1 tRNA gene and 2 rRNA genes (1 of these 3 cut by a window edge) are annotated in these 3,191 nt (G+C 53.7%); all 3 read right to left on the bottom strand.

The annotated features are described in order from the left end of the window. Nucleotides 1–2: 2 nt before the first annotated feature. Nucleotides 3–79, bottom strand: a tRNA-Met gene (locus tag AX735_RS13380). A gap of 123 nt (nucleotides 80–202) precedes the next feature. Next, a 5S ribosomal RNA gene (gene rrf, locus AX735_RS13375) occupies nucleotides 203–317 on the bottom strand. Nucleotides 318–450: 133 nt separating this feature from the next. Continuing rightward, nucleotides 451–3,191, bottom strand: a 23S ribosomal RNA gene (locus AX735_RS13370); it runs 47 nt beyond the window's last position.

Raw genomic sequence — 3,191 nt, 5'->3', positions numbered from 1 at the left:
ATTGGTTGCGGGAGCAGGATTTGAACCTGCGACCTTCAGGTTATGAGCCTGACGAGCTACCGGGCTGCTCCATCCCGCGCCACCAATGAGCGTCTTTTGAGGGACGCGGGCCTTAGAGGCCAAAAAACCGCCCTGGGATTGACCCTTGGGCGGTTGTTTTGAACATTGTGATGGGTTTTTTGTCATGCGCACCGGCTTCAATGCCTGGCGACGCCCTACTCTTCCAACGCTTAAGCGGTAGTACCATCGGCGCAGTCAGGTTTCACGGCCGAGTTCGAGATGGGATCGGGTGGGTCACTGACGCTATGGCCACCAAGCAATGAAGCAGGTGCGCATGAGGGTTTTGATCGATGCCCGTGCTGGGTCGACATTCATTTCGGATCAGGTTTTGGCGAACATCCGGCTTTGAAGATCATCCTGGTCACCAATGCTGACATTGATGGTGGGACTTCCAAGCGCGAACAGAGTAATTAGGACCGGTTAGCTCCATGCGTTACCGCACTTCCACACCCGGCCTATCAACGTGGTGGTCTTCCACGACTCGATGATAACTTATCTTGAGGGAGGCTTCCCGCTTAGATGCTTTCAGCGGTTATCCCGTCCATACATAGCTACCCTGCTGCACTGCTGGCGCAATGACAGGTACACCAGAGGTATGTTCAACCCGGTCCTCTCGTACTAGGGTCAACTCCTCTCAATTATCGACGCCCACGGCAGATAGGGACCAAACTGTCTCGCGACGTTCTGAACCCAGCTCACGTACCACTTTAATTGGCGAACAGCCAAACCCTTGGGACCTGCTCCAGCCCCAGGATGTGATGAGCCGACATCGAGGTGCCAAACGATTCCGTCGATATGAGCTCTTGGGAATCATCAGCCTGTTATCCCCGGCGTACCTTTTATCCGTTGAGCGATGGCCCTTCCACGAGGGACCACCGGATCACTATGACCGACTTTCGTCTCTGCTCGACTCGTCAGTCTCGCAGTCAGGCGAGCTTATGCCATTGCACTCTAACAGACGGTTTCCAACCGTCCTGAGCTCACCATCGCGCGCCTCCGTTACTCTTTAGGAGGCGACCGCCCCAGTCAAACTACCCGCCACAGAGGGTCCCAGCACCGGATAACGGTGCGTGGTTAGACATCAGAAAACAACAGGGTGGTATTTCACCTATGGCTCCACGACAGCTGGCGCCGTCGCTTCAAAGCCTCCCACCTATGCTACACAGTTCTTTCCTAATGCCACTCTGAAGCTGCAGTAAAGGTGCACGGGGTCTTTCCGTCTAACCGCGGGTACTCCGCATCTTCACGGAGAATTCAATTTCGCTGAGCATGTACTGGAGACAGTGGGGAAGTCGTTACGCCATTCGTGCAGGTCGGAACTTACCCGACAAGGAATTTCGCTACCTTAGGACCGTTATAGTTACGGCCGCCGTTTACTGGGGCTTCAATTCAGAGCTTGCACTCCTCCTCTTAACCTTCCAGCACCGGGCAGGCGTCAGACCCTATACGTCGTCTTGAAGCCGACTTAGCAGAGTCCTGTGTTTTTGCTAAACAGTCGCTACCCCCTGGCTTGTGCCCCCCACACATGGTTGCCCATATGTGGGGCCTCCTTCTCCCGAAGTTACGGAGGTAATTTGCCGAGTTCCTTCAGTACACTTCTCTCAAGCGCCTTGGTATACTCTACCATCCCACCTGTGTCGGTTTAGGGTACGGTCTATACGGAGGGGCTATTTCCTGGGACAACTTCGAAGCCAGACCAATCCAATAAGGCCTGACAACTTACGCCATCCGTCACACACCTCCAGGCCCACGAATATTAACGTGGTTCCCATCGACTACCCCCTTCGGGCTCGTCTTAGGGGCCGGCTCACCCTGCTCAGATTAGCTTTAAGCAGGAACCCTTGGGATTTCGGCGAGAGGGCATCTCACCCTCTTTATCGCTACTCATGTCAGCATTCTCACTTCCGATACCTCCACGGTCGGTTACCCTCCCGCTTCACAGGCTTACGGAACGCTCCGCTACCGCGTGCTTGCGCACACCCTAAGCTTCGGTACGTATCTTGAGCCCCGTTACATTTTCGCCGCAGGATCTCTTATTTAGACCAGTGAGCTGTTACGCTTTCTTTAAAGGATGGCTGCTTCTAAGCCAACCTCCTGGTTGTTTTGGAAATCCCACATGCTTTCCCACTTAGATACGATTTGGGGACCTTAGCTGTAGGTTAGGGCTGTTTCCCTTTTGACGACGGACCTTAGCACCCGCCGTCTGTCTGCCGGACTAACTCTGTGGTATTCGGAGTTTGGTTAGGTTTGGTAGATCTCGCGACCCCCTAGCCCATCCAGTGCTCTACCCCCACAGGTAAACATCCGACGCTCTACCTAAATAGATTTCGCGGAGAACCAGCTATTTCCCGGCTTGATTGGCCTTTCACCCCTAAACACAACTCATCCGATAATTTTTCAACATTAAACGGTTCGGCCCTCCAGTGCGTGTTACCGCACCTTCAGCCTGGTCATGCCTAGATCGCCGGGTTTCGGGTCTAATCCATCAAACTCAGTCGCCCTGTTCAGACTCGCTTTCGCTGCGCCTACACCTAACGGCTTAAGCTCGCTTGATAGATTAAGTCACTGACCCATTATACAAGAGGTACGCTGTCAGGCCTCAAGGACCCTCCAACTGATTGTAAGCATTCGGTTTCAGGTACTGTTTCACTCCCCTCATCGGGGTGCTTTTCACCTTTCCCTCACGGTACTTGTTCGCTATCGGTCATGTACGAGTATTTAGGCTTGGAGGGTGGTCCCCCCATGTTCAGACAGGATTTCACGTGTCCCGCCCTACTCAAGTCCTGATGTTTCGCTTTCGCATACGGGACTGTCACCCGCTATGGTCAAACTTTCCAGAATGTTCTGCTAACTAAACATCAGGCACTGGCCTGGTCCGCGTTCGCTCGCCACTACTAACGGAATCTCGGTTGATGTCTTTTCCTCCGGGTACTGAGATGTTTCAGTTCTCCGGGTTCGCTTCACCAAGGCTATTTTATTCACCAAGGTGATACCCTATCCACCTCATTCCGACACTGGCGAACCAGCAGCGAAATGAAATGGTGAGGGTGGGTTTCCCCATTCGGAAATCGCGGGATCAAAGCTTGCTCACAGCTCCCCCACGCTTATCGCAGCGTGCCACGTCCTTCATC

Source organism: Blastomonas sp. CCH1-A6 (assembly GCF_001556365.1).
In the GTDB taxonomy this organism is placed as follows: Bacteria; Pseudomonadota; Alphaproteobacteria; order Sphingomonadales; family Sphingomonadaceae; genus Blastomonas; species Blastomonas ursincola.
The sequence above is the reverse complement of the archived record's forward strand: the minus strand, read 5'-3'. Positions and strand labels throughout refer to the sequence as shown.